This is a genomic window from Variovorax sp. FG153, assembly GCF_057809595.1.
Window position 1 is genome coordinate 40,169 of sequence record NZ_JBMDKG010000031.1, and the last position, 22,973, is coordinate 63,141.

General features: G+C 70.5%; 27 protein-coding genes. 12 read left to right on the forward strand and 15 right to left on the reverse strand.

The genetic code is table 11. The features are described from left to right. Positions 1-9 precede the first annotated feature (9 nt). Complete coding sequence (locus ACODT0_RS27740) at positions 10-888, forward strand: CoA transferase (protein WP_489042812.1); 879 nt, start codon at positions 10-12, stop codon at positions 886-888. 21 nt (positions 889-909) lie between these two features. Here ACODT0_RS27740 and ACODT0_RS27745 read toward each other — a convergent pair whose 3' ends face one another. Beyond that, positions 910-1,905, reverse strand: a complete 996-nt coding sequence (locus ACODT0_RS27745) for a Bug family tripartite tricarboxylate transporter substrate binding protein (protein ID WP_489042813.1) — start codon at positions 1,903-1,905, stop codon at positions 910-912. Positions 1,906-2,045: 140 nt separating this feature from the next. Between ACODT0_RS27745 and ACODT0_RS27750 the strand changes: the two genes are divergently transcribed. Then, complete coding sequence (locus tag ACODT0_RS27750; RefSeq protein WP_489042814.1) at positions 2,046-3,050, forward strand: LysR family transcriptional regulator; 1,005 nt, start codon at positions 2,046-2,048, stop codon at positions 3,048-3,050. On the opposite strand, the gene ACODT0_RS27755 is transcribed toward ACODT0_RS27750, so the two are convergent. Then, positions 3,010-3,960, reverse strand: coding sequence for a hypothetical protein (locus ACODT0_RS27755; RefSeq protein ID WP_489042815.1), 951 nt, complete (start codon positions 3,958-3,960; stop codon positions 3,010-3,012). The two genes, ACODT0_RS27750 and ACODT0_RS27755, sit on opposite strands and share 41 nt — an antisense overlap. Before the next feature lie 127 nt (positions 3,961-4,087). Between ACODT0_RS27755 and ACODT0_RS27760 the strand changes: the two genes are divergently transcribed. Then, positions 4,088-4,468, forward strand: a complete 381-nt coding sequence (locus tag ACODT0_RS27760) for a tautomerase family protein (RefSeq protein WP_057594276.1) — start codon at positions 4,088-4,090, stop codon at positions 4,466-4,468. Here ACODT0_RS27760 and ACODT0_RS27765 read toward each other — a convergent pair. The 3 genes from ACODT0_RS27765 to ACODT0_RS27775 form a co-directional block, all read right to left on the reverse strand. Then, positions 4,422-5,339 carry a DMT family transporter gene (locus ACODT0_RS27765; protein WP_489042816.1) on the reverse strand — a complete coding sequence of 306 codons (918 nt, stop codon included), beginning with the start codon at positions 5,337-5,339 and terminating at the stop codon, positions 4,422-4,424. The genes ACODT0_RS27760 and ACODT0_RS27765 overlap by 47 nt on opposite strands. A gap of 63 nt (positions 5,340-5,402) precedes the next feature. Continuing rightward, a complete protein-coding gene (locus tag ACODT0_RS27770; protein ID WP_489042817.1) occupies positions 5,403-6,182 on the reverse strand; it encodes a helix-turn-helix domain-containing protein in 780 nt (259 codons plus the stop codon). A 40-nt stretch (positions 6,183-6,222) separates the two neighbouring features. Continuing rightward, positions 6,223-8,637, reverse strand: a complete 2,415-nt coding sequence (locus ACODT0_RS27775; RefSeq protein WP_413763785.1) for a YgiQ family radical SAM protein — start codon at positions 8,635-8,637, stop codon at positions 6,223-6,225. Positions 8,638-8,855: 218 nt separating this feature from the next. Between ACODT0_RS27775 and ACODT0_RS27780 the strand changes: the two genes are divergently transcribed. Next, positions 8,856-9,800, forward strand: a complete 945-nt coding sequence (locus ACODT0_RS27780; protein WP_489042818.1) for a bifunctional helix-turn-helix transcriptional regulator/GNAT family N-acetyltransferase — start codon at positions 8,856-8,858, stop codon at positions 9,798-9,800. A gap of 12 nt (positions 9,801-9,812) precedes the next feature. Here the strand turns inward: ACODT0_RS27780 and ACODT0_RS27785 are convergent, their stop codons facing one another. The 4 genes from ACODT0_RS27785 to ACODT0_RS27800 all read right to left on the reverse strand — a co-directional run bounded on the left by ACODT0_RS27785 (position 9,813) and on the right by ACODT0_RS27800 (position 13,263). After that, on the reverse strand, positions 9,813-10,595 hold the full coding sequence (locus ACODT0_RS27785; RefSeq protein ID WP_261210897.1) for a 3-hydroxybutyrate dehydrogenase: 783 nt from the start codon (positions 10,593-10,595) through the stop codon (positions 9,813-9,815). A 14-nt stretch (positions 10,596-10,609) separates the two neighbouring features. Then, complete coding sequence (locus tag ACODT0_RS27790) at positions 10,610-11,380, reverse strand: acetoacetate decarboxylase (protein WP_261210898.1); 771 nt, start codon at positions 11,378-11,380, stop codon at positions 10,610-10,612. A gap of 90 nt (positions 11,381-11,470) precedes the next feature. After that, positions 11,471-12,601: a patatin-like phospholipase family protein gene (locus ACODT0_RS27795; protein ID WP_057594747.1), complete on the reverse strand. Its 1,131-nt coding sequence runs from the start codon at positions 12,599-12,601 to the stop codon at positions 11,471-11,473. Positions 12,602-12,813: 212 nt separating this feature from the next. Further along, on the reverse strand, positions 12,814-13,263 hold the full coding sequence (locus ACODT0_RS27800) for a CHRD domain-containing protein (protein ID WP_057594746.1): 450 nt from the start codon (positions 13,261-13,263) through the stop codon (positions 12,814-12,816). Positions 13,264-13,404: 141 nt separating this feature from the next. Here ACODT0_RS27800 and ACODT0_RS27805 point away from each other — a divergent pair, with 141 nt between their 5' ends. Further along, entirely contained in the window at positions 13,405-13,986 is a 582-nt protein-coding gene (locus ACODT0_RS27805) for a DUF924 family protein (RefSeq protein WP_057594745.1), read from the forward strand. Between the two features lie 6 nt (positions 13,987-13,992). Here ACODT0_RS27805 and ACODT0_RS27810 read toward each other — a convergent pair whose 3' ends face one another. Beyond that, positions 13,993-14,913 (reverse strand): YihY/virulence factor BrkB family protein, encoded by a 921-nt coding sequence (locus ACODT0_RS27810; protein ID WP_057594744.1) that lies wholly within the window; start codon positions 14,911-14,913, stop codon positions 13,993-13,995. Between the two features lie 87 nt (positions 14,914-15,000). Between ACODT0_RS27810 and ACODT0_RS27815 the strand changes: the two genes are divergently transcribed. The 4 genes from ACODT0_RS27815 (at position 15,001) to ACODT0_RS27830 (ending at position 17,732) form a co-directional block, all read left to right on the forward strand. Then, on the forward strand, positions 15,001-15,567 hold the full coding sequence (locus ACODT0_RS27815; RefSeq protein ID WP_057594743.1) for a chromate transporter: 567 nt from the start codon (positions 15,001-15,003) through the stop codon (positions 15,565-15,567). Between the two features lie 61 nt (positions 15,568-15,628). Next, a complete protein-coding gene (locus ACODT0_RS27820; protein WP_422097282.1) occupies positions 15,629-16,228 on the forward strand; it encodes a chromate transporter in 600 nt (199 codons plus the stop codon). Between the two features lie 42 nt (positions 16,229-16,270). Then, on the forward strand, positions 16,271-17,245 hold the full coding sequence (locus ACODT0_RS27825) for an aldo/keto reductase (RefSeq protein ID WP_093342583.1): 975 nt from the start codon (positions 16,271-16,273) through the stop codon (positions 17,243-17,245). Between the two features lie 10 nt (positions 17,246-17,255). After that, positions 17,256-17,732 carry a DUF3237 domain-containing protein gene (locus ACODT0_RS27830; protein ID WP_489042819.1) on the forward strand — a complete coding sequence of 159 codons (477 nt, stop codon included), beginning with the start codon at positions 17,256-17,258 and terminating at the stop codon, positions 17,730-17,732. A gap of 3 nt (positions 17,733-17,735) precedes the next feature. On the opposite strand, the gene ACODT0_RS27835 is transcribed toward ACODT0_RS27830, so the two are convergent. After that, positions 17,736-18,257 (reverse strand): GNAT family N-acetyltransferase, encoded by a 522-nt coding sequence (locus tag ACODT0_RS27835; protein ID WP_057594739.1) that lies wholly within the window; start codon positions 18,255-18,257, stop codon positions 17,736-17,738. Positions 18,258-18,311: 54 nt separating this feature from the next. Between ACODT0_RS27835 and ACODT0_RS27840 the strand changes: the two genes are divergently transcribed. Both ACODT0_RS27840 and ACODT0_RS27845 read left to right on the forward strand, forming a co-directional pair. Continuing rightward, positions 18,312-18,920, forward strand: coding sequence for a helix-turn-helix domain-containing protein (locus ACODT0_RS27840; protein WP_489042820.1), 609 nt, complete (start codon positions 18,312-18,314; stop codon positions 18,918-18,920). Between the two features lie 92 nt (positions 18,921-19,012). After that, positions 19,013-19,186, forward strand: coding sequence for a hypothetical protein (locus tag ACODT0_RS27845; protein ID WP_057594737.1), 174 nt, complete (start codon positions 19,013-19,015; stop codon positions 19,184-19,186). Positions 19,187-19,202: 16 nt separating this feature from the next. Here the strand turns inward: ACODT0_RS27845 and rlmB are convergent, their stop codons facing one another. The 4 genes from rlmB to ACODT0_RS27865 are packed head-to-tail and all read right to left on the reverse strand — an operon-like array spanning position 19,203 to position 22,209. Next, positions 19,203-19,949 carry a 23S rRNA (guanosine(2251)-2'-O)-methyltransferase RlmB gene (gene rlmB / locus ACODT0_RS27850; RefSeq protein WP_093342589.1) on the reverse strand — a complete coding sequence of 249 codons (747 nt, stop codon included), beginning with the start codon at positions 19,947-19,949 and terminating at the stop codon, positions 19,203-19,205. Between the two features lie 46 nt (positions 19,950-19,995). Then, on the reverse strand, positions 19,996-20,979 hold the full coding sequence (locus ACODT0_RS27855; RefSeq protein WP_489042821.1) for a hypothetical protein: 984 nt from the start codon (positions 20,977-20,979) through the stop codon (positions 19,996-19,998). A gap of 5 nt (positions 20,980-20,984) precedes the next feature. Then, positions 20,985-21,458 carry a ribosomal protein L7/L12 gene (locus tag ACODT0_RS27860; protein ID WP_296733953.1) on the reverse strand — a complete coding sequence of 158 codons (474 nt, stop codon included), beginning with the start codon at positions 21,456-21,458 and terminating at the stop codon, positions 20,985-20,987. A 40-nt stretch (positions 21,459-21,498) separates the two neighbouring features. Continuing rightward, complete coding sequence (locus tag ACODT0_RS27865) at positions 21,499-22,209, reverse strand: ABC transporter ATP-binding protein (RefSeq protein ID WP_057594733.1); 711 nt, start codon at positions 22,207-22,209, stop codon at positions 21,499-21,501. Between the two features lie 81 nt (positions 22,210-22,290). Between ACODT0_RS27865 and ACODT0_RS27870 the strand changes: the two genes are divergently transcribed. Continuing rightward, positions 22,291-22,878, forward strand: a complete 588-nt coding sequence (locus tag ACODT0_RS27870; RefSeq protein WP_172705552.1) for an arylesterase — start codon at positions 22,291-22,293, stop codon at positions 22,876-22,878. The last annotated feature ends 95 nt before the right edge of the window (positions 22,879-22,973 follow it).

Genomic DNA, 22,973 nt, shown 5'->3' on the forward strand with positions numbered 1-22,973 from the left:
AATGGCGCCATGCCCGACTCCATCGACGCCTCCTCGCAGCCGCTCGCCGGCGTGCGCATCCTGAGCCTCGCGCTCAACCTGCCCGGCCCGGCCGCGCTGCTGCGCTGCCGCCGCATGGGCGCCGATTGCCTGAAGCTCGAGCCGCCCGCGGGCGACCCGATGGCGCTCTACAACCAGGCGGCCTATGCCGCGCTGCACGATGGCATCGCCATCGAGGCGGCCGACCTCAAGAGCGAGGCCGGCCAGCGCGCGCTGCACGAGGCGCTCGCGCGCACCGACGTGCTGCTGACCTCGTTCCGTCCCTCGGCGCTGGCCAAGCTCGGCCTGGACTGGAACGCGCTGCATGCGCGCCATCCGGCGCTGTCGCAGGTGGCGATCGTCGGCGCCCACGGCGAACGCGCCGAGGAGCCGGGCCACGACCTGACCTACCTCGCCGAGAGCGGCCTGGTCACCGGCACCGCGCTGCCGGCCACGCTGTTCGCCGACATGGGCGGCGCGCTGCTCGCGAGCGAGGCGGTGCTCAAGGCGCTGCTGCTGCGCGCGCGCGGCGCCACGGCCGGGGGCGTGTACCTCGAGGTCGCGCTCAATGTCTCGGCCGACTGGCTCGCGCTGCCGCGCACCTGGGGCCTGACGCAGCCACAAGGCGCGGTCGGCGGCGCGCATGCGGGCTACCGCGTCTATCCCTGCGCCGACGGCCGCGTGGCGGTGGCCGCGCTCGAGCCGCACTTCGCCGCCCGGCTGTGCGAGGCCGCGGGCCTGGCCTCGCGCGACATGATGGCGCCGGCCACGCACGAGGGTGTGGCGGCCTGGATCGCAGGCCGCAGCCGCGCCGAACTCGAGGCGATGGCGCGCGAGCGCGACGTGCCGCTGCTCACGCTGGCGGACTGAAGCCCGCCGGGCCGGCGGACCTCAGAGCTTGATGCCCGCCGCCTTCACCGTCGGCCCGAGCACCGCCACCTGCTCCTTCACGATGCCCTCGAAGCGGGCCGTCGTCTCGGGCTTGGCGACGATGCCCAGCTCGATCAGCTTCTTCTGAACCTCGGCCATCGCCAGCACCTCGTTGCAGGCGGCATGGAGGCGCGCCACCACCTCGGGCGGCAGCTTCGCGGGGCCGCTGAGGCCGAAGAAGTTCTCGAGCACCAGCCTGGGCTGCCCGACTTCGGCGATGGCCGGCACCTCGGGCATCAGCGGCGAGCGCGCGCTGCCCGTGACCGCCAGCGGCACCAGCTGGCCGCTCTTGAAGTACGGCACGTAAGCGGTGATCACGTCGATCCCCACGGGGATGGTGTTGGCGATCAGGTCGGTGGTCATCGGCGCGCCGCCGCGATAGGGCACATGCTCCAGGTGCAGCCCGGTCACGCGCCGGATCAGCTCGCCGTGGATATGGCCGATCGAGCCCGGGCCGCCCGAACCGAAATCGAGCCGGCCGTCCTTGCGCGCGCGGGCTTCGAGGTCGGCGAAGCTCGCGATGCCCGAGCCCTTGCTGGCCATCACCACCAGCGGCGCCGAGCCCAGCGCGGCGATGTGGCTGAAGGCCGCGACCGGGTCGTAGGGCTGCTTGTCGAGCGTGAAGGGCCCGAGCGCTATCGGCGTGGTGTTCGCGAGCATCAGCGTGTAGCCGTCGGGCGCCGCGGCCGCGACCTGGGCGCCGCCGATGGTGCCGCCCGCGCCGGGCTTGTTGTCGATCACCACCGCCTGGCCGAGCCGGCGCGCGAGCCGCTCGCCCATCACGCGCGCCAGGATGTCGCTGGAGCCGCCGGGCGGGAAGGTCACGACGATCCTGATCGGCCGGTCGGGCCATTGCGCGAAGGCCGGCAGCGCGAGCGCGGCGGCGCCGGTCGCCAGCAGCTGCAGCGCGCCGCGGCGCGTGGGACGAACAGGGGAAAGGTGGGCGGTGGAGATCATGGCGCGGTCCAGCAAGAGCAATGCCCGCACTCTAGGAAGCGGCCCATGGCACGCCAATCGCTAGCGCGTTATGCGCGGCATAGCAAAGCGCCGGGCCCGCGCGATGGCTCGGCACCAAAGCTGTGCAGCGCCCTTCCTCCATGTCCCGCGCCAACGATCCTTTCGACACCTACCTGCTGCGCGTCTTCGCCGTGCTGCTGGCCGAGCGCAGCGTCTCGCGCGCCGCCACGCGGCTCAACCAGTCGCAGCCGGCCGTGAGCACCGCGCTCAAGCGGCTGCGCGAGATCTTCGGCGACCCGCTGCTGGTGAAGGACAAGCAGCGCATGGTGCCGACCGAGCGCGCGCTGCGGCTCGAGGCCTCGGTGCGCGTGGTGCTCGGCGAGATCGACGCCCTGCTCGCGCCGGCCGACAGCTTCGATCCCGCGACCACGCGGCTGACCTTCCACCTCGGCACGCCCGACTACCTGGCGCCGCCGCTGATGGCCGCGGTGGTGCAGTACCTGCGCGGCACCGCGCCGGGCGCGCGCCTGTTCATGCATCCGCTCGGGCCCGAGTTCGATGTCGAGGCCGCGCTGGCCGACGGCTCGCTCGACGTGGTGGTCGGCAACTGGCCGCAGCCGCCCGAGCACCTGCACACCACCTTGCTGATGGAGGACGAGATCGTCTGCCTGGTCGACCGCGACCACCCGTGCGCGCGGGGCCTCACGTCGAGCGACTACCTGCACGGCGCTCACGTGGTGCCGCAGCTCTACAGCACCCTGCAGCGCGGCGTGGTCGAGAGCCACCTGGCCACGCTGCGCCTGGCGCGCACGCCGACCGTGACGGTGCCCTACTTCTCGATGGCGCCGCAGCTCCTGCCCGGCACCGACCTGATCTTCACCACCAGCCGGCACTTCGCACAGCATTACGCCGCCCTGCTGCCGCTGGCGATCGTGCCGGCGCCGCTCGATTTCCCGCCGATGCGCTTCTACCAGCTCTGGCATGCGCGCCACCAGCGCGCGCCGGGCCACCTGTGGTTCCGCTCGCTGCTGTCGGCCGTGATGCGCACGGCCGGCGCCACGCGGCACCTGCGGCTGCCGCCGGCCAGGGCCGGCACGGCGGCGCTCAGCGGCCCAGTCCCTCGCGCTGCCGATCCTCGCGCTTGAGCGCGAGGTAGGTGTCGAGGTCGATCTCGTGGAGCTGGCGCGGGAACTGCTCGGCGGCCGCGAACCAGTGGCGCTGGCGCTGCTCGGACTGGCCCTTGGCATCGGCCGCGAGGTAGGCGTCGAGCGTGAGGAAATAGCGCATCGCATTGCGCTCTACCAGCCCGCGCATGCCGCGGATGTACTCGGGCTTGCCGTCGGGCGCCTGCCCCACCACGGTGAAGCCGACCTTGTCGCGCCCGAAGGTCGCGAGGTAGGCCTGGGTGGCGAGCTTCACCATCAGGCTGTGGTCGTAGCTGTAGCTGAAGTGCAGGAAGCTCTTGCGCTCGTCGAGCGCCACCGCCTCCAGCGTGACGTGGTAGTTGCTGGTGCCGAAGGGGCCGCTGGCGGCCGACAGGTCGATCATCAGGTGCTCGGGCGTCGCGCTCGCCACGCGGTAGGCGAAGGGCAGCTCGAAGGCCTGGTCGACCGGCTTGTCGTAGCGCCGCACCACGTAGAGCGTGAGCGTCTCGCGGCCCGGTGCGCCGCTGACGCGGCAGCGCCGGTTGTTGACGTGCAGCAGCATCAGCTCGCACCAGTTGGCCGAGCCCTTGAGCGCGCTGCCGACCTCCGACAGCGGATGCTCGACCACCGCATAGACGTCGCCCTGCAGCCCGCCGGGCGTCTCGATCGAGTCGAGCTGTATCGGACGGCCGAAGCTGTTGCGTTCGAGCTTGTCCTTGAGCTGCCGGTGCTGGGCACGCAAAGCCTGCGCGGGCGCTTCGCCGGCAGCCGCTTCGCTGGCGGTGGGAGCGGCGGTGGCTTGCAGGCCGCTCGCCAGCAGCCAGCCGCACAGGACGGCGCCACAGGCACGCCCCAGGCGCCGCGCTGGCGAGAACATGCCGGGGCCCGACCGGTAGAACGAAATGCTCATCGGGCCACACCATACAACGGCGCGGCCTTTCGCGTGCTCGGGCGCTTCCCGCGCCCTGCTTCCTGCACGCCGGCACGGACGCGCCCACAATCGCGCCAAGCGCCTCCCGCTCGCCAAGGAAGACACCATGCCCCTCGTCCGCATCGACCTCCCCGACACCGCTCCCGAGACGCTAGGCCCGTCCATCGGCGATCTCATCTACCAGGTGATGACCGAGACCATCAACGTTCCCGAGGACGACAAGTTCCAGGTCATCGCGCGCCATTCGCCGGGGCAGCTCGTGCATCCGCGCAGCTACCTGGGCATCGAGTATTCGGCGGGCTTCGTGCTGATCCAGATCACGCTGAACCAGGGCCGCAGCATCGAGATGAAGAAGGCCTTCTACCGGCGCGTGGCCGACGGGCTGCACGAGCAGCTCGGCATCCGGCGCGAGGACGTGTTCATCAGCCTGGTCGAGGTGGTCAAGGAGAACTGGTCGTTCGGGAACGGAGAGATGCAGTACGCGTAGCCCAGGCGCCGCCGGCCAATGCCACGCCCGGCAGCACCAGCGCGAGCGCGATCCAGGTCGAGGCCGTGAGCGGCTCGCGCAGCAGCCAGGCCGCGCCCACGGCGGTCATCAGCGGCACCAGCGCGCCCGACAGCGAGGCGCGCGCCGCGCCCAGCCGCGCGACGGCCACGCCGTAGAGCGCAAGCCCGAGCAGGCCCGCGAACAGTCCCTGTCCCACGGCCTGCAGCGCCACGTCGCGCAGGGGCGCGCTCAGCAGCCGGGGCGCGCCCGCGATCCACAGCAGCGGCAGCAGCAGCACCGTCGAGCCGAGGTTGATCGCGGCCGCGCCCTGCCAGGCCGTGAGCCCGCTGCGGCGCAGCGCCAGGGTGTAGCCCGACCACAGCAACGCGGCGAGCAGGAACAGCAGGTCGCCGCGCCATGCCGAGGCGGTCGCGGCCAGCCCGCCGAGGCCGGACACCGCGAGCCCCGCGGCCATCAGCGCCAGCCCGAGGCAGCGCGAGCGCGCCGGCCGCTCGCCGTCCAGCCACCAGCCGCCGAGCGCGGTGAACAGCGGCACGCTGCCGGCCACGAACACGCCCATGTGGGCGGCCGGCGCCCACTGCGCGCCGGCCATCGCCACCAGCCCGAACGGCAGGCCGCCGCCGAGCACCAGCAGCAGCCCCTGCCGTGCCGGCAGCGCGCACAGCACCGCGCGCGAGGCCCACGCCACCGGCAGCAGCACCAGCGCGGGAATCGCATAGCGCAGCACCGCGAGCTCCAGCGGGCCGAGCGAGGTGGTGACGCCATGGCGCGAGACGATCTGCCAGCCGCTGCCGATCAGCGCGGTGGCGAGCGCGGCGAGCACGCCTGTCCAGGGAAGGGATCGGTTCATGCGGCCAGTCTGGCCGTGCGCGCCTGGCGGCGCTATCAGGATCCTGCGCAGCTGCGTGCGGACTTACGCGGCGTGAAGCGCGCGGCGCGCCTCGCCGGGCGTCACGCCGACCTCGCGCAGGAACAGCGCGCCGAGGTGGCTCTGGCTGCAGAAGCCGAGCGCGTGCGCCAGACCCGCGAGGTCGCGCTCGCCGGCATCGAGCTGCGCGAGCGCGGCGGCCAGCCGCAGGTGCAGCCGGTACTGGTGCGGGCTCAGGCCGGTGCGGCGGCGAAAGCTGCGCGCCAGATGGAACGGCGAACTGCTGGCGGCTTCCGCCAGCTCGTGCAGCGACAACGTGCGGCCTTCCGCCGCCTCCGCCGCCAGGCAGCGCCGCGCTCGGCCCACGGCGCCCTCGCTGTGCGCGAGACCACCGGCCGCGAGAGCGTCGGCTATCAATTGCGGCGTGGCATCGACGGCATCGAGCCCCGCTTCGAGGCGGCGCCAGTGCAGGCGCAGCCGATACAGGGCGCGTGGCGACAACAGGCGCTGGGCCGCGTCGCCGGTCCAGGGCGCGTCGGCCACGCCGTCGGCGGCGCTCACGACCACGCTGCAGCGCGGCTCGCGCGCCTGGGGGCGCAACTGGTAGCGCTGCGCGGGCGCGACGCGCAGAGCCGTCAGCGCATCGATCCAGGCACCGTGGCCGTCGTCGCCGCGGAACTCCATCGCGACGGCATCGAAGGGCAGCACGAGCCGGCCCGAGGGCGCGGTGTAGACGGGACTCCATTGCGGCGCGGTCGCGTGCGAACGCACGCGCTCGACGCGCCAGCGCGGGTCGGTGGCCAGGAGGATGCGTTGCTGTGCCATGGCGGCCGGGGCGATCGCCGCAGCGGGATCGCCCGCCGCTTCAGCGCACCTTGCGCGCCGAGGGCTTGGCGCCGGCGGGCTTGGCCGAGGGGCGGCCCGAACCGGTGTCGCGCGGCGGCAACCCGGTGTGCTGCGTGAGGATGCGGCCCTTCGAGGGCTTGACCATCGGCAGCTTCACGGCCGGCGCGGCCTTGGCGGTCTTGGTCGCGGGTGCGCTGGTCGAGTTCTTGCGGCGCGCGCTGGTGTAGCCGCCGTCGGTCAGCGGCTGCCAGGTCGGGATCAGGTGATGCTTGCCGTTGCCGATCAGGTCGGCGCGGCCCATGGCCTTGAGCGCCTCGCGCAGCAGCGGCCAGTTGTTGGCATCGTGGTAGCGCAGGAAGGCCTTGTGCAGCCGGCGCCGCTTCTCGCCGCGCACGATGTCCACCGTCTCGCTCTCGCGCGTGATCTTGCGCAGCGGGTTGCGGTTGCTGTGGTACATGGTCGTGGCCGTGGCCATCGGGCTCGGGTAGAAGGTCTGCACCTGGTCGGCGCGGAAGCCGTTCCTCTTGAGCCAGATCGCGAGGTTCATCATGTCCTCGTCGCTGGTGCCCGGATGCGCGGCGATGAAGTACGGGATCAGGTACTGCTTCTTGCCCGCCTCGGCCGAGTACTTCTCGAACATCTGCTTGAACTTGTCGTAGCTGCCGATGCCGGGCTTCATCATCTTGCTGAGCGGGCCCTGCTCGGTGTGCTCGGGCGCGATCTTCAGGTAGCCGCCCACGTGGTGCTGCACCAGTTCCTTCACGTACTCGGGCGACTGCACGGCGAGGTCGTAGCGCAGGCCCGAGCCGATCAGGATCTTCTTGATGCCGCGCAGCGCGCGCGCGCGGCGGTAGATCTTGATCAGCGGATCGTGGTTGGTGTTGAGGTTCTGGCAGATGCCCGGGTACACGCAGCTGGGTTTGCGGCAGGCGGCCTCGATCTCGGGCGACTTGCAGCCGATGCGGTACATGTTGGCCGTGGGGCCGCCGAGGTCGGAGATGGTGCCGGTGAAGCCCTTCACGCTGTCGCGGATGGCCTCGACCTCCTTGATGATCGAGTCTTCCGAGCGGCTCTGGATGATCCGGCCCTCGTGCTCGGTGATCGAGCAGAAGGTGCAGCCGCCGAAGCAGCCGCGCATGATGTTCACGCTGAAGCGGATCATCTCCCAGGCCGGGATCTTGGTCGCGCCGTCGTGGCTGCCGTTCTCGTCGGCATAGCGCGGATGCGGGCTGCGCGCATACGGCAGGTCGAACACGTGGTCCATCTCGGCCGTGGTCAGCGGGATCGGCGGCGGGTTGATCCAGACGTCGCGCGCGGTCGTGCCCTCGCCATGCGCCTGCACCAGCGCGCGCGCATTGCCGGGGTTGGTCTCGAGATGCAGCACGCGGTTGGCGTGGGCATAGAGCACCGGATCGGCGCGCACCTGCTCGTACGAGGGCAGGCGGATCACCGAGCGGTCGCGCGGCGGCACCTTGGTCTTGCCGCGGCCCTGCAGCGCGGGATTGGGCACGAACTGCAGCGGCTTGATGGCGGGGTTGACCGCCGCGGAGGCCACGGCCGGCGAACCGGCGACCTCGGCCGCCTTCGCGACGGCCTCGGCCTCGTCCTCGCGCGCGCAGCTCGCGCCGTTGGCCTTGGCCTGGTCCGAGACCATCAGGTAGGGATTGACGTGCGCCTCGACGCGGCCCGGCTCGTCCACGCTGGTGGAATCGATCTCGAACCAGCCCTCGGGCGTTTCACGGCGCACGTAGGCGGTGCCGCGCACGTCGTCGATCTGGTGCACCGGCTCGCGCGCCGCGAGGCGGTGCGCGATCTCGACGATGGCGCGCTCGGCGTTGCCGTACAGCAGCAGGTCGCACTTCGAATCGACCACGATCGAGCGGCGGACCTTGTCCTGCCAGTAGTCGTAGTGGGCGATGCGGCGCAGGCTGCCTTCGATGCCGCCGAGCACGATCGGCACGTCGTTCCAGGCTTCCTTGCAGCGCTGCGAATAGACGATGGCCGCGCGGTCGGGCCGCGAACCGCCGACGTCGCCGGGCGTGTAGGCGTCGTCGCTGCGGATCTTGCGGTCCGCGGTGTAGCGGTTGATCATCGAATCCATGTTGCCGGCGGTCACGCCGAAGAACAGGTTCGGCTTGCCGAGCGCCTTGAAGGGCTCGGCGCTCTGCCAGTCGGGCTGGGCGATGATGCCCACGCGGAAGCCCTGCGCCTCGAGCATGCGGCCGATCACCGACATGCCGAAGCTCGGATGGTCGACATAGGCGTCGCCGGTGACGATCACCACGTCGCAGCTGTCCCAGCCGAGCGCCTCCATCTCCTGGCGCGTGGTCGGCAGGAACTTCGCCGTGCCGAAGCGGGCTGCCCAGTACTTGCGGTAGCTGGTCAGCGGCTTGGCGGCGCGCGCGAAAAAGGAGACGTCGACGGGGGCGTTCATCAAATGGGGGTGGTGCGGCAGGCGGCCTCGAAGACAAACGAGAGATGCGGCTGCGATGGGTAACCCGCGATTTTAGGGTTTTCCACCCTTCCTGTCCCGTGAAAGCGGTGGCGCGGCGTCTCGATTAGGGGCTTCGGCCCAGGCTCGCCCCGTTTACATACCAATCCTCAGTCATTCAATTGCTTGCTTTTATCAATCAATTGGCGCACAGTCGCTCCATGCCGACCACCGAATCCCCCGCCGTTCCCGCCGACGCCGTCAAGGCGGTGCGCCGTTTCAACCGCTTCTTCACGCGCCGCTCCGGCGTGCTCGAGCCTTACCTCGGCGGCGCGCTGCCGCTGACCGAGGTGCGCGTGCTCTACGAACTCGCGCACCGCGACGCGCTGGTCGCGACCGATCTCGCGCGCGAACTGGGCCTGGACGGCGGCTACCTGAGCCGCATCCTCAAGCGCTTCGAGACCGAGGGCTGGATCGTGCGTTCGCCGAGCCCGCGCGACGCGCGCCAGAGCCTGCTGACCCTGACCGGGGCCGGCCACGCCGCCTTCGCGCCGCTGCAGCAGAAGTCGCGCGAGGAAGCCGCCGCCCTGCTCGCGCCACTGCCGCCGCGCGAGCGCGAACAGGTGGTCGAGGCCATGGGACGGATCGAGCGCCTGCTCGACCCTGCGGCACCGCGCGCGCCCACGCGCACGGTGGTGCTGCGCGACCCCAGGCCCGGCGACATGGGCTGGGTGGTGCAGCAGCACGGCGAGCTCTATGCGCGCGAGTACGGCTGGAACAGCGAGTTCGAGGCGCTGGTCGCGGAGATCGTGGCGCAGTACCTCCGCAAGTTCCAGCCCGAATGGGACAAGGGCTGGATCGCCGAACTCGACGGCGAGCGCGTGGGCGCGATCTTCGTTGTGCGAAAGTCGGCCACCACCGCGCAGCTTCGGCTCTTGCTGCTCACGCCCGCCGCGCGCGGCCTCGGCCTGGGCGGCCGACTCACCGACGAATGCATCGCCTTCGCGCGCGCCAGGGGCTACCGCAAGATGGTGCTGTGGACCAACAGCTGCCTCATGGCCGCGCGTGCGATCTATGCGAAGCGCGGCTTCGAACTCGAGAAGTCCGAAGCCTACGAGGGCTTCGGACAGCAACTGGTCGGCGAGACCTGGTCGCTCAAGCTCTAGCGGCGATCGCGCTCACTGCATGTACCAGCCGTGGCTCACCACCAGCGACTGGCCGGTGAGCGCGTTGGTCGGGAAGGCCGCGAACAGCAGCGCCACGCGCGCCACGTCGTCGGTGGTGGTGAATTCGCCATCCACCGTTTCCTTGAGCATCACGTTCTTGATGACTTCCTGCTCGCTGATGCCCAGCGTCTTGGCCTGCTCGGGGATCTGCTTCTCGACCAGCGGCGTGCGCACGAAGCCCGGGCAGATCACGTTGGCGCGCACGCCGTGCTTGGCGCCTTCCTTGGCCACCGTCTTCGCGAGGCCGATCAGGCCGTGCTTGGCCGTCACGTAGGGGGCCTTGAGCAGCGAGGCTTCCTTCGAGTGCACCGAGCCCATGTAGATCACGCTGCCGCCGCGGCCCTGCGCGTACATGTGCTTGAGGCAGGCCTTGGTCGTGAGGAAGGCGCCGTCGAGGTGGATCGCGAGCATCTTCTTCCAGTCGGCGAAGCTGAACTCCTCGACCGGATGCACGATCTGGATGCCGGCGTTGCTCACCAGGATGTCGATGCCGCCGAAAGCCTTGGCGGCCTCTTCGACCGAGGCGTCGACCTGCGCCTCGCTGGTCACGTCGACCGCCACGCCGATGGCCTGCGCGCCCGTGGCCTTGAGCTCGGCCGCGGTGGCGTCGGCCGCTTCCTTGTTGAGGTCGGCGATGACGATCTTCGCGCCTTCCTGCGCGAAGAGGATCGCGATCTCCTTGCCGATGCCGCTGGCCGAGCCGGTGATGTAGGCGACCTTGTCCTTGAGTTGCATGCTGGTTCCTTGGGTTAGGGTTGCGAAGAAGAGGAAGGGGCGAGGTAGTCGTGCTCGACCGTGCCGAGCGCGAGCGTCATGTCGGCGATGTAGTGCACGGCCGATTCGACCTTGCGCACCGGCAGCTCGGCCACCGGCGCGAGCGCATGCGGATGCAGCTCGAGCGAGGCCGGGCCGGTCCAGGCACCGTGCAGCGTGACGTCGACCATGTGGTAGCGCACCAGCTCGCAGATGCGCGCCGTGCCATCCACGTGCGGAATGATCTTGAGCAGGAAGTTGGGCTGCGCGATGCCTGCAAGGATCGGGCCGGGCTCGAGCGCGCGGTGCTTGAAGCCCATGGTGGCCTTGGCCACGCGCAGCTTGCCGTAGTCGAGGGTGCCGACGATGGTGTCGGTCTCGTAGTCGAACTGCGGCGAGGCCAGCTTCTTCGGGAAGCCCCAGAGTTCGCGCCCGCCCGCGATCGGCGGATGGTCGTTCAGGTACATCGCATGCACGTAGGCGCCCTGCTCGAGGCCGCGCGCGGTGCGCAGCTGCACCGGGATGACCTGGCCCGACTCGGTGTAGTCGCCGAAGCCGGTGGAGTCGGGCATGCGGATGAACTCGTACTTGACCAGCGGCTCGACCACCTCAAGCGGCTCGGGCACCACGGCGCGCAAGGCGTCGAGGTCGGTGCGGTAGGTGATCACCATGAACTCGCGCCGCATGAAGCGGTACGGTCCGGGCGGAAAGGCGGGGCTGGTGAGCGGCATGGCGAAAGCCTGGCGCCGCACGTCTTCAATGTTCACGACATTCCTCCTTTGAAGCGTTTGAAAACCGGCAACCAGTCTCGTGCCGGTTTCTTAGCCGGGGCTGAATCTTGAGGGCGGTTCTTCTCGTCAGCGTGACAGGCCGGGCCGCTTCACGCGGCCGCTGCCGCCCTCGCCGAGGTCGAAGGTGGTGACGCCGTTGACCGCGGCGTCGCTGCGCAGCGTCTCGGGATGCGCGAGCACGCGGCGCATGTCGCGCGCGCCCGACTCCCAGTGCTCCTCGACCGCCGCGCGCGAGAACTCGTAGTCCTTCGACTCGAGCTCGTAGGGCTTGTCGCGGTAGATCAGGTGGAAGATGTCGATCGGGTGGTGCGTGAGCTCGGCCTGCACCGCCTCGACCGCGGGGTCGCGGCGCAGGTGCGGCGGCAGCTTCTCGATCAGGTCGGCGATCGCCTGCTGCAGGTTCATGTTGGCCGCCAGCGCATCGGTGTTCATGCGGGTGCGGCTCGAATAGGTGATGTCCTTCTGCCGCTCCATCACGCCCGACAGCGTGTGCGGCATCTCGCCGCGCGCATTGAACAGGTCGACCTGCAGCACCACCAGCGGCTCGCTGCGCGGATGCAGGTCGAGCACGTACTGCAGCGGCGTGTTCGAGACGATGCCGCCGTCCCAGTAGTCGTCGCCGTCGATGTGCACCGGCGCGAAGCCCGGCGGCAGCGCGCCGCTGGCCATGATGTGCTCGGGGCCGATGCGCTGGCGCGTGTTGTCGAAGTACACCGAGTTGCCGGTGCGCACGTTGACCGCGCCCACGCTGAAGCGCGCCTCGCAGTGGTTGATGCGGTCGAAGTCGACCAGGCGCTCGAGCGTGGCCTTCAGCGGCGAGGTGTCGTAGTAGCTCAGGAGCGGCGCCGCGCCGCCGAGCAGGAAGGCCGGCGAATAGCGCGGCTCGAAGAAGCCGGGAATGCCCACCAGCGAGGCCATGGTCGCGCTCCACTGGTTCTGCGTGGCGCGGTCGCCGAGCCAGGACGGCAGGCGCTGCGAGGGGCCCGAGGACACCAGGTGCCAGAACTCGCGCAGCCGGTCGACCCGGTGCTCGGGCGCGTTGCCCGCGATCAGCGCGGCGTTGATCGCGCCGATCGACACGCCCGCGATCCAGCGCGGCTGCAGCTCGGTCTCGCTGAGCGCCGCGTAGACGCCGGCCTGGTAGGCGCCGAGCGCGCCGCCGCCCTGCAGCACCAGGGCCTTGCCCGCGGCGCGCATGTCCTCGCGCCGCGCGGCGAAGGCCTCGAGCTTGCGGGCCGCGGAAGCGGCCTGGCTCTTGCGGCGGGCGGGGGGAGACGGGGAACGGGGAGAAGGAGAGACAGGGGAGGAACGGGGCTTCTTCGGGGACGTCGTCATGAAGTCATTTGACATCAGCCCCGTGACCCCCGACTGACCAGGGGGCACTCGAAGCCGCGTTCAACGGACCTGCTTCACATCTTCGGCAGCAATTGGCCGCGGATCTCGCCGCCCGGGTTGGCCGCCGTGTGGACGTTGGCGTACCACTTGCCCGCGCTGAGGTCGGCCGCCTGCGCGGGCGTGAGCGTGGCCTCGCCCTCGATCGGGCTGGCCGCGTTCGAGAACGGCAGCACCACGCCGGCATTGGCGCCGGCGGCGGCGGGGCCGTGGAAATGGGCCGCGGTGGCCGGGCCGCTGAGGCCGGTGTAGGTGATCTTGTACTTGAGGACGTTGGTGTCGCGGTTGAGCCAGGCCTCGGCCATGCCGCTGCCGCGCGTCATGTTCGGCGGCACCTCGCTGGCGGCGTTCATCGCGCCGCTGAAGCTCGCGACATTGGCCTTGGACATCATGCCGCAGCCGGCCAGTGCCGCGCTGGCCGCGCCGGCGACGAGGGCGGCGCGCAAGAGGGTGCCGTATCGGTTCATGGAAAGTCTCCTGGTCGTGAATGGATGCGGACCAGCATAGGCAGGCCCTGCGCGATCCCTTGTCGGCCACCACCCCGAATTCGCCGTGCACGCGGCGCCAGCCCTGGCATTGAAAGCCGACTGAAAGAAGACAATGCCGCGATGATTTCCGCCTCCGAATCTTCTGAATCTTCTTCGTCTTCCACCCTGCCCTCGGCGCACGATGTGGTGCAGTTCTGGCGCGAGGCCGGCCCCAAGCGCTGGTTCGCCAAGGACGAGGCCTTCGATGCCGCGTTCGCCGGCCGCTTCGTCGAAGCCCACCACGCCGCCGCGCGCGGCGAGCTCGACGACTGGATGAACGATGCCGAAGGCACGCTCGCGCTGCTGGTGCTGCTCGACCAGCTGCCGCGCAACGCCTGGCGCGACAACGCCCACATGCTGGCCACCGACGGCAAGGCGCTGGCCGTCGCGCACCATGCGGTCGAGGCCGGCTTCGATCGCCAGCTCGAAGAGGTGCTGCGGCCTTTCTTCTACATGCCCTTCATGCACTCCGAGGTGCTGGCCGAGCAGGAGCGCTCGGTCGTGCACTGCGGCGCGCTCGATGCCAACACCCTGCGCTTCGCGGTGCTGCACCGGGACATCGTGGCGCGCTTCGGCCGCTTCCCGCACCGCAACCGGATGCTGGGCCGCGCGAGCACGCCCGAGGAAGAGAAGTTTCTCGCCGAGGGCGGCTTCAAGGGCTGAGCGCGTTCAGAGATCGCCGCCCGAGCGCGTGCGCGCCGGCACGTGGTCGTCCTTGCCCTTGCCGATGCCGACGTCGGAATGCTTGAGCGAGCCGTAGCTGCGCGCATAGACCCAGGTGAACTCGGCGCCCAGCAGGAAGATCTGCGCCGAGTAGTAGACCCACACCAGCACCACCACCAGCGAACCCGCGGCGCCGTAGCCCGAGGCCACGCTGCTCTTGCCGATGTACAGGCCGATCAGGTGCTTGCCGACGGTGAACAGCAGCGCCGTCACCGCCGCGCCCACCCACACGTCGCGCCACTGCACCTTCGCGCGCGGCATGATCTTGTAGATCATCGCGAAGATCACGGTGACCATCGCGAAGCTGAAGCCGAAGTTGACCCACTGGGCCAGCGTCTCCCAGGCGCCGAACATCGGCGACCACCACTTGCCGAGCGCGGCCAGCGCGGCACTCGCCACCAGCGACACCATCAGCAGGAAGCCGATGCCCATCACCATGCTGAAGGACAGCAGTCGCACGCGCAGCAGGTTGAAGATGCCGCTGCTCTTGGCACGCGCGGGGGCGCGCCAGATGCGGTCGAGCGCGTCCTGCAGCTCGCCGAACACGGTGGTGGCGCCGACCACCAGCAGCGCGATGCCGATCAGGGTGGCGACGATGCCCTCGCGCGGCTTGTTGACCGCCTGCAGCATGCTCTGCACCGCGGCCGCGCCCTGCTCGCCCATCAGCCCCGAGAGCTGCGCGAGGATCTCGCCGCGCGCGGCCTCCTGCCCGAACACCAGCCCGGCGACGGCGATCACGATCAGGAGCAGCGGCGCGATCGAGAACACGGTGTAGTAGGCGAGCGCGGCGCCCATGCTCGGGGCGTAGTCGTTGGACCAGGAAGCGACGGCGCGGCGGCAGAGATCGAAAAGGGCGCGAAGGTGCATGGCGTTGGAGTCTCCTGTCGGTGGTGGCGCCGTCCTGTCGGTGCGACGCCCGGCATCTTGCCGTCCGCCTACGATAATCGCTGCGCCATGCAACCGTCTCCCCCCGCGCATCCCCAGTCGCCGCGCGACCTCTTCGTGTCCTTCACCCTGCTGGCGCTGCAGGGCTTCGGCGGCGTGCTGGCGATCGTGCAGCGCGAGATGGTCGAGAAGAAGAAGTGGCTCACGCCCGAGCAGTTCCTCGAGGACTGGGCCGTGGCCCAGGTGATGCCGGGGCCCAACGTGATCAACCTCGCGCTGATGATCGGCGACCGCTACTTCGGGCTGCGCGGCGCCGTGGCCGCGGTGGCCGGCATGCTCACGGTGCCGCTGTTCGTGATCCTCGCGCTCGCGGTGCTCTACGCGCACTACGCGGGCAACCCGCAGGTCGCGGGCGCGCTGCGCGGCATGGGCGCGGTGTCGGGCGGGCTGATCGCGGCCACCGGCATCAAGCTGATCCCGCAGCTGCGCAAGCACCCGCTGGGCTTCGCCACCTGCCTGGTGTTCGTGGCGCTGGTGTTCGGCGCCATCGCCTGGGCGCGCGTCCCGCTGGGCTGGGTGCTGCTGGTGCTCGGTGGCGTGGCCTGCGGCTGGACCTGGAAGAGGATCGAGCCATGAGCGCCGCGCCGGGCCGCCCCAAGCAAGCTCGCACCGCAGTGCGAAGCACGGAGGCACTTCAATGACCATCGTCATGCACTGGCACGACTGGCTGGCGCTGTTCGGCCAGTACATGCTGCTGTCGATGCTCTCGATCAGCGGCGCCATCACCACCGTGCCCGACATGCACCGCTACCTGGTGGCCCAGCACGGCTGGCTCACCGATGCGCAGTTCACCTCCTCGGTCGCCATCGCGCAGGCCGCGCCCGGGCCCAACGTGCTGTTCGTCGGCCTCATGGGCTGGAACGTCGGCCTCAACGCGGGCGGCGGCATCGGCGCCGGGCCCTCGGCCTGGCTGCTCGGCCTGTTCGGGCTGGCCGTGACCATGGTCGGCATCATGCTGCCGAGCACCACCCTCACCTACTTCGCCACCCGCTGGGGCCACCGCAACCGCACCCGCCGCGGCGTGCGCGCCTTCAAGCAGGGCATGGCACCCGTGGTGGTGGGCCTCTTGATCGCCACCGGCTGGGTGCTGGCCGCCGGCAACCACGTGGGCGATGCGCCGGCCTGGCACCTGTGGCTCCTGACCGGCGTGGCCGCGCTCGTCGTCTGGCGCACGCGCATCCATCTGCTGTGGCTGCTGGGCGCCGGCGCGGTGCTCGGCGCCATTGGTTTCGTCTGACCTTCGCCCCTTCCTCCTCCCTCTTTCCTCAGGAGCTTTCCCATGTCGCAACTTCGCCCCCTCGGCCGCTCCGGCCTCCAGGTGTCCCCGCTCGCCTTCGGCGGCAACGTGTTCGGCTGGACCGTCGACGAGGCCGCCTCGTTCAAGCTGCTCGATGCCTGGCTCGATGCCGGCTTCAACTTCGTCGACACCGCCGACGTCTACTCGTACTGGGTGCCGGGCCACAGCGGCGGCGAGTCCGAGACCATCATCGGCAAGTGGCTCAAGCAGAGCGGCAAGCGCAGCCGCGTGGTGCTGGCCACCAAGCTCGGCAAGTCGATGGGCGAAGGCAAGGTCGGGCTCTCGCCGGCCTACATCCGCGAGGCGGTCGAGGCCTCGCTCAAGCGCCTGCAGACCGACTACATCGACCTCTACCAGTCGCACGACGACGACGCCAACACGCCGCTCGAGGACACGCTGGGTGCCTTCGACGACCTCGTGAAGGCCGGCAAGGTGCGCGCCATCGGCGCCTCGAACTTCACCGCGCCGCGGCTGGCCGAGGCGCTCGACGTCTCCGAGCGCCTGGGCATCGCGCGCTACGAGAGCCTGCAGCCGCTGTACAACCTCTACGACCGCGCCGTGTTCGAAGACGAGCTCGAGCCGCTGTGCCTGAAGCGCGAGGTCGGCGTGATCAACTTCTATGCGCTGGCCGCCGGCTTCCTCACCGGCAAGTACCGCACCGAGGCCGACGCGGCCAAGAGCGCGCGCGGCGCCAGCACCACCAAGAAGTACCTCAACCCGCGCGGGCTGCGCATCCTCGAGGCGCTCGACAAGGTGGCCCAGCAGTACAACGCGAAACCGGGCCAGGTCGCGATCGCCTGGCAGATCGCGCGCCCCTCGGTGACCGCGCCGATCGCGAGCGCGACCTCGATCGCCCAGCTCGACGAACTGGTGACCGCCACCCAGCTCAAGCTCGACGCGGGCACGATCGCGATGCTCGATCGCGCGAGCGAGGAAGAAGGCAAGGCGGCAGCCTGAGGACGCGGCGATGAGCGACTTCGAAGCCATCGCGGCGCCTTCGCTCGAGCACTTCGCAGACCTGCGCGTGGAGGTCGGCCAACCCCAGGTGCTGGGCCAGGGGCCGGGCGGCCTGCGCCGCGTGGTGCCGATCACCGGCGGCCAGGCGCAGGGCCACGGGTGGACCGCGCGCGTGCTGCCGGGCGGCAGCGACTTCCAGTTGATCGTGGGCGAGACCCTCTCGGTGCTCGATGCGCGCTACGGCCTCGAGACCGATGCGGGCGACCTCGTCTACGTGCAAAACCACGCGATCCGCAGCGCCTCGCGCGAGACCATGGCGCGGCTGCTGCGCGGCGAGCCGGTCGATCCGGCGCGGGTGTATTTCCGCTGCACGCCGCATTTCGAGACCGCCTCGCCCGCGCTGGCCTGGATCGCCGAGCGGCTGTTCCTCGGCGCCGGCGTGCGCCGGCCGGCCGAGGTCGTGATGCGCTTCTGGGCCGTGAACTAGCGCTCAGCCGTCGACCGGCTCGGCGGGCGTGGCCAGGATGCGCTGGTAGAAGGCCACGTCGAGCCAGCGGCCGAACTTGAAGCCCGCCTGCCGCACCGTGCCCGCGTGCTCGAAGCCCAGGCGCTCGTGCAGCGCGATGCTGCCGGCGTTCTGGGCGTCGATCGCGCCGACCAGCACGTGCACCTCGCGCGCCTGCGCCTCGGCCACGATCGCCTCGAGCAGGGTGCGGCCCAGGCCCTTGCCGCGGTCGGCGGCATCGACGTATACCGAGTGCTCGACCGTGTACTTGTAGGCGGGGAAGGCGCGGAAGCTGCCGTAGCTCGCGAAACCCATGAGCCGGCCGTCGTCGTCCACCGCGCCGATCACCGGGAAGCCGTTGGCGCGCTTGGTGGCGAACCAGCCGGCCATCTGTTCGGGCGTGCGCGGCTTGTAGTCGTAGAGCGCGGTCGAGGTGACGATGGCGTCGTTGAGGATCGCGAGGATGGTGCCGGCGTGGGCTTCCTCGGTGCAGGGGATCAGGCGCATGGGAGTCCTTCGCAGATTGCGCGGTTGTTTACTATAGGAGAATAATAGTCTCTTATGAGAAACGATGCATCCCCTCCGATTCCGGAAGCCGCCGAACCCGTCGACGCGCTGATCGCCCACCGGCTGCTGGCGCTGCGTCAGACCCAGGGCCTGAGCCTGTCGGAACTGGCCGAGCGCTCGGGCGTGAGCAAGGCCATGATCTCCAAGGTCGAGCGCGCGCAGAGCAGCCCCACGGCCGTGCTGCTGGGCCGGCTGGCGGCGGGGCTGGGCGTGCCGCTGGCGCAGCTGCTGACGCAGGACGAGGGCCGCGAGACGCAGCGGCTGCGCCCCCGCGCCGCGCAGGCGGTGTGGCGCGACCCCGGCGCGGGCTACCTGCGGCGGCAGGTGCTCGAGCGCGGCGCGGCCGGCGGCATCGAGCTGGTCGAGGTCGAGCTGCCGCGCGCGGCGCAGGTCGCCTATCCGCGCTGGAGCGGCAAGCCGTACCGGCAATGCCTGTGGCTGCTCGAAGGCGAGTTGCAGGTCGACTACGGCGAGGAGCGCTTCCGGCTCGCACCGGGCGACTGCCTGGACTTCGGGGTCGACCGGGCGCTGGTGTTCCAGGCGCTCGGCGATGGCGGCTGCCGCTACCTGCTGGCGGCCGACCAGGACCTGCGCCCCCAGTAGGCCCGCTCCCACAGCCGCTGGCGGCACCGGCCGGTGCGGGCGGCAGGCGCGCTCCAGATACTGCGAGACATCACAGCTTCGGAGGAACACGCATGTCGTTCGCGCTCTACATGATCGGTTTTCTGATCTTCATGGCCGGCTTGATCTGGGGCGCCTCGGTGGCCGGCGTGCCCACGCTCTACATCGGCATCGGTTCGCTGATCCTGCTGGGCATCGGCATCTTCAGCGCGGTGGGCCGCACCCGCGGCAAGGATCCGTCGCAGTGAGGCCGCGGCGCGGCGCTCAGGCGCCGCGCTGGCGCATCGCCTCGTAGAGGCACACGCCGCTGGCGACCGAGACGTTCAGGCTCTCGACCGCGCCCGCCATCGGGATGCTGACCAGCTCGTCGCAGGTCTTGCGCGTGAGTTGGCGCATGCCCTCGCCCTCGGCGCCGAGCACCAGCGCCAGCGGGCGCTTGAAGTCGCTCTGGTAGATGGTGCCGGGCGCGTCGTCGCTGGTGCCCACGCACCAGATGCTGCGCTCCTTGAGCTCGTTGAGCGTGCGCGCGAGGTTGGTCACCATGAAATAGGGCACCGTCTCGGCCGCGCCGCTGGCCACCTTGGCCACGGTGGCGTTGATGCCGGCCGCATGGTCCTTGGGCGCGATCACCGCATGGGCGCCGGCGCCGTCGGCCACGCGCAGGCAGGCGCCGAGGTTGTGCGGATCGGTCACGCCGTCGAGCACCAGCAAGAGCGGCACGGTACCGGCCTCCTCCAGGCCTTCGAGCAGTTCGTCGAGCGAATGGATCTGCGCCGCCGGCTCCACGCGCGCCACCACGCCCTGGTGGCCGTGGCTGCCGCTGAGCTTGGCGAGCCGCGCGCCGTCGGCCTCGACCAGCCGCACGCCGGCATCCTGGGCCCGCGCCATGAACTGTTTCATGCGCGCATCGCGCCGGCTGGCGTCGAACAGCACCTCGAGCACGGACTTGGGGGCGGTCTTGATGCGCACGCCCACGGCATGGAAGCCGAAGATCACTTTGGGAGAAGACATGCGGCGATTATCGAGGGAGGCCGCCCCCGCCCGCCTTAGCCCGGCTTCAGGCCAGCGGCAGGCCGGCGCGCGCCTGCGCCAGCCCGTCGTGCAACTGCTGCACCGCGAGCGCGCGCGGATGCACGCGCTGCGCGTCGCCCACGCTCTCGAGGTACTCGCAGGCCGCGAAGCGGTCGGCCATCTGCTCGTAGCGCGCCACCCAGGCCTCGCGTTGCGCGAGCCGCTCGGGCGCCACCGGCCAGACACCGGGGCGCGGCCGCATCGGATCGCTGATGCCGATGCGCCAGGGCTTGGCGCTCACGCGCGCGCGAAAGCAGTTCTGGTTGCGGCACATGCGCGCATAGACCTTGTCGGCGCCCAGGGTCTGGAACACGTCGGCGACGGCGGCATCGGACGGCGCGAAGACGTCGTGCATGGCGAGCGCGCGCAGGCCCGCGGGGGTGCGGTACAGGCGCAGGTGCCAGTCGGGATGCTGGTGGACGAAGCGCTCGATGCGCGCACGCACGGCCGCGAGCGGATCGGCCTCGGGTTCGGTCAGCCGCAGCCCTTCGAGGCGCACGCGCCAGAAGCCGAAGGCCGCCACGAGGACGGCCGCCACCACGGCCAGCACCCACGACTTGCTGGCATAGCCCGCGACCACCGCGCCGATGAGGGCCGCGCCGACGACGGTGAGCCCGCGGCCGCTGGCATGCCGCGGGTCGTCGAAGTCCACGTCGACGAACAGCACGTCGGGCGTATTGAGGCAGCGCGCGCCATAGCCGTTGCGCGTGACGATGTCCTCGCCGTGGCGCTCGACGATCTCCTCGCGGATCGGCATGCCGTCGGCGCCGTTGTAGGCCACCTTGCGCTCGCGGCGCACCAGCGTCTCGCCGGCGGCGATGCGCTCGAAGGCCTCGCGCGTGCGCTGGTCGGCATGGGCCTGCGCGGCCACGGGGCTGTCGTCGGACCAGCCGAAACGGCGCACCGTGAGCTGGCGGCCGTCGATGCGTTGCTGGATGCGGCCTTCGGCCCAGAACTGTGGAACGATCATCGGGCTCAGGCACTCATGAAGAAGAATGCCGTGGCCACCAAGGCGATCATCAGCACGATCGCCAGCAACCTGACGCCGCCGCCCGAAGGCACGCGACCGGGCTCGGCCATCGGGTCGAAGGCACCGTGCGGCGCGGACTGGCCGCGCTGGCCATGCAGGTGCTCGTCGACCCGCTTCAGCGATTCGGCCAGGCCGAGGCCGGTGGCCTCGCGCACGATCTTCACCGCCTCGACCTTGCGGCCCCGCGCGAGCGCGGCGACCGCTTCGGCCGGCAGGCCCTGCGCGCCGCCGCTCAAGAGCCGGTTCCATTCGTCGGTCTCGGGCGCGGATTCGTCCTCCACCGCGTTGGCATGCCGCTCGACCAGTTCCTTGGACTCCTTGAGGCCGAGGCCGGTGCGGTCGCGCACGATCTTGATGGCCTCGATCAGGTTGCCGCGCTGCAGCGCGAGTCGGGCATCGGGGGGTAGCTCGTCCTGCATCTGGAATCTCCTCCTGCAGGCCCGGTTGTACCCGAAGCCCTCAGGCCGTCGTGTCGGCCGTCCTCTCGTTGAGGACCACGCGCCCGGCCTCGATCATGATGCGGCGCTCGCACTGCGCCGCGATGCCGCGGTCGTGCGTCACCAGCACGAGGGTGGTGCCGAGCTCGCGGTTGAGGTCGAACATCAGCCGCATCACCTGCTCGCCGGTGGCGAAGTCGAGGCTGCCCGTGGGCTCGTCGGCCAGCAGCAAGGCCGGCTGCACCACGAAGGCCCGCGCCAGCGCCACGCGCTGCTGCTCGCCGCCCGACAGCACCTTGGGATAGTGGTTGAGCCGCTGGCCCAGGCCGACGCGGCCCAGCATCTCGGTCGCGGCCTTGCGGGCATCCTTGCGGTTGGCCAGCTCCAGCGGCAGCATCACGTTCTCGAGGGCGCTGAGGTTGCCCAGCAGCTGGAAGCTCTGGAACACGAAGCCCACGCGCTGCGCGCGCAGGGCGGCGCGTTCGTCCTCGTCGATGGCGAAGATGTCGTCGCCGGCCAGCTTCACCGTGCCGCGCGTGGGCGTGTCGAGCCCGGCGACGATCGACAGCAAGGTGCTCTTGCCCGACCCCGAGGCCCCCACGATGGCCGCGGTTTCCCGTGCCCCGAGGGTGAAATCGATGTCCTGCAGAATGTCCAGGGTACCGGTCGAGTCGGTGACGGACTTGAACACATGCTCGACGGCGACAATCGCATTGGACGGGGGTTGGGACATGGAAAGGCTTTGGTTTTGAATCGACGTGACTTTATCTTGACCACTGCCGCGCTCGGCAGTTCCGGGCCATGGCGTGGGGCGATGGCACAGGGCGCCGCCGCGCGCAAGCCGGTGATCCTGGTGCTCGGCGATTCGCTGAGCGCCGAGTACGGCCTGAAGCGCGGCGAAGGCTGGGTGCCGCTGCTCGAGAAGCGCCTCGCGCAGCAGAAGATCGACGCCACCGTGGTCAACGCCAGCATCAGCGGCGACACCAGCTCGGGCGGACGCGCGCGCTTCGCGGCGCTGCTGGCGCAGCACAAGCCCAGCCACGTGGTGCTCGAGCTCGGCGCCAACGACGCGCTGCGCGGCCTGCCGCTCACGGACACCGAGGCGAACCTGCTGCAGATCACGCAGTCCGCGCAGGCCGCGGGCGCCAAGGTGCTGATCGTGGGCATCCAGGTGCCGCCCAACTACGGCGGCGACTACACGCGGCGCTTCGAGGCGGTGTTCGCCAAGGTGGCGTCCACCACCAGGTCGGCGCTGGTGCCCTTCCTGCTCAAGGGCGTGGCCGATGCGCCGAATGCGATGTCGCTGTTCCAGGCCGACCGCATCCATCCGACCGCGGCGGCGCAGCCGCAACTGCTCGACAACGTCTGGCCCGAACTGCGCAAGCTGCTCGCCGCGAAGTAGGGCCGCCCTCTTCACCGATCGCGCGCCAACAAAAAGCCGCTGCGGGACCGACAGGCCCCCAGCGGCTTCGTCATTCAGAACGGAAAGAATCCGGA

What these genes read in the sequence shown, in the direction of transcription:
- ACODT0_RS27740 (WP_489042812.1), top strand. Translation starts at nt 10, where the DNA reads ATGCCCGACTCCATCGACGCCTCCTCGCAGCCGCTCGCCGGCGTGCGC.
- ACODT0_RS27745 (WP_489042813.1), bottom strand. Translation starts at nt 1,905, where the DNA reads ATGATCTCCACCGCCCACCTTTCCCCTGTTCGTCCCACGCGCCGCGGC.
- ACODT0_RS27750 (WP_489042814.1), top strand. Translation starts at nt 2,046, where the DNA reads ATGTCCCGCGCCAACGATCCTTTCGACACCTACCTGCTGCGCGTCTTC.
- ACODT0_RS27755 (WP_489042815.1), bottom strand. Translation starts at nt 3,960, where the DNA reads ATGAGCATTTCGTTCTACCGGTCGGGCCCCGGCATGTTCTCGCCAGCG.
- ACODT0_RS27760 (WP_057594276.1), top strand. Translation starts at nt 4,088, where the DNA reads ATGCCCCTCGTCCGCATCGACCTCCCCGACACCGCTCCCGAGACGCTA.
- ACODT0_RS27765 (WP_489042816.1), bottom strand. Translation starts at nt 5,339, where the DNA reads ATGAACCGATCCCTTCCCTGGACAGGCGTGCTCGCCGCGCTCGCCACC.
- ACODT0_RS27770 (WP_489042817.1), bottom strand. Translation starts at nt 6,182, where the DNA reads ATGGCACAGCAACGCATCCTCCTGGCCACCGACCCGCGCTGGCGCGTC.
- ACODT0_RS27775 (WP_413763785.1), bottom strand. Translation starts at nt 8,637, where the DNA reads ATGAACGCCCCCGTCGACGTCTCCTTTTTCGCGCGCGCCGCCAAGCCG.
- ACODT0_RS27780 (WP_489042818.1), top strand. Translation starts at nt 8,856, where the DNA reads ATGCCGACCACCGAATCCCCCGCCGTTCCCGCCGACGCCGTCAAGGCG.
- ACODT0_RS27785 (WP_261210897.1), bottom strand. Translation starts at nt 10,595, where the DNA reads ATGCAACTCAAGGACAAGGTCGCCTACATCACCGGCTCGGCCAGCGGC.
- ACODT0_RS27795 (WP_057594747.1), bottom strand. Translation starts at nt 12,601, where the DNA reads ATGCGCGCCGCGGGCAAGGCCCTGGTGCTGCAGGGCGGCGGCGCGCTC.
- ACODT0_RS27800 (WP_057594746.1), bottom strand. Translation starts at nt 13,263, where the DNA reads ATGAACCGATACGGCACCCTCTTGCGCGCCGCCCTCGTCGCCGGCGCG.
- ACODT0_RS27805 (WP_057594745.1), top strand. Translation starts at nt 13,405, where the DNA reads ATGATTTCCGCCTCCGAATCTTCTGAATCTTCTTCGTCTTCCACCCTG.
- ACODT0_RS27810 (WP_057594744.1), bottom strand. Translation starts at nt 14,913, where the DNA reads ATGCACCTTCGCGCCCTTTTCGATCTCTGCCGCCGCGCCGTCGCTTCC.
- ACODT0_RS27815 (WP_057594743.1), top strand. Translation starts at nt 15,001, where the DNA reads ATGCAACCGTCTCCCCCCGCGCATCCCCAGTCGCCGCGCGACCTCTTC.
- ACODT0_RS27820 (WP_422097282.1), top strand. Translation starts at nt 15,629, where the DNA reads ATGACCATCGTCATGCACTGGCACGACTGGCTGGCGCTGTTCGGCCAG.
- ACODT0_RS27825 (WP_093342583.1), top strand. Translation starts at nt 16,271, where the DNA reads ATGTCGCAACTTCGCCCCCTCGGCCGCTCCGGCCTCCAGGTGTCCCCG.
- ACODT0_RS27830 (WP_489042819.1), top strand. Translation starts at nt 17,256, where the DNA reads ATGAGCGACTTCGAAGCCATCGCGGCGCCTTCGCTCGAGCACTTCGCA.
- ACODT0_RS27835 (WP_057594739.1), bottom strand. Translation starts at nt 18,257, where the DNA reads ATGCGCCTGATCCCCTGCACCGAGGAAGCCCACGCCGGCACCATCCTC.
- ACODT0_RS27840 (WP_489042820.1), top strand. Translation starts at nt 18,312, where the DNA reads ATGAGAAACGATGCATCCCCTCCGATTCCGGAAGCCGCCGAACCCGTC.
- ACODT0_RS27845 (WP_057594737.1), top strand. Translation starts at nt 19,013, where the DNA reads ATGTCGTTCGCGCTCTACATGATCGGTTTTCTGATCTTCATGGCCGGC.
- rlmB (WP_093342589.1), bottom strand. Translation starts at nt 19,949, where the DNA reads ATGTCTTCTCCCAAAGTGATCTTCGGCTTCCATGCCGTGGGCGTGCGC.
- ACODT0_RS27855 (WP_489042821.1), bottom strand. Translation starts at nt 20,979, where the DNA reads ATGATCGTTCCACAGTTCTGGGCCGAAGGCCGCATCCAGCAACGCATC.
- ACODT0_RS27860 (WP_296733953.1), bottom strand. Translation starts at nt 21,458, where the DNA reads ATGCAGGACGAGCTACCCCCCGATGCCCGACTCGCGCTGCAGCGCGGC.
- ACODT0_RS27865 (WP_057594733.1), bottom strand. Translation starts at nt 22,209, where the DNA reads ATGTCCCAACCCCCGTCCAATGCGATTGTCGCCGTCGAGCATGTGTTC.
- ACODT0_RS27870 (WP_172705552.1), top strand. Translation starts at nt 22,291, where the DNA reads ATGGCACAGGGCGCCGCCGCGCGCAAGCCGGTGATCCTGGTGCTCGGC.